The 265-nt window shown below is 58.5% G+C and carries 1 pseudogene; it reads right to left on the minus strand.

What is annotated here, in order from left to right:
* Nucleotides 1-265: pseudogene (tuf, locus tag ABLO27_RS27115) on the minus strand (elongation factor Tu); the annotation flags it as partial.

The following is a 265-nucleotide window of genomic DNA, read 5'->3' on the forward strand; positions in this document are numbered from 1 at the left end:
TTCCGTGCCTTCCGGCAGAGAAACCACACCAGTCACGTCCGTCGTACGGAAGTAGAACTGCGGGCGGTAGTTGGTGAAGAACGGGGTGTGACGACCACCTTCTTCCTTGGTAAGGATGTAAGCCTCAGCCTTGAACTTCGTGTGCGGGGTAACGGAACCCGGCTTACACAGAACCTGACCGCGCTCAACTTCTTCACGGCCGACACCGCGGATAAGTGCGCCGATGTTGTCGCCTGCTTCACCGCTGTCCAGCAGCTTGCGGAAC

The sequence above is a fragment of the Roseibium sp. SCP15 genome (assembly GCF_040329435.1).
Taxonomy (GTDB): Bacteria; Pseudomonadota; Alphaproteobacteria; order Rhizobiales; family Stappiaceae; genus Roseibium.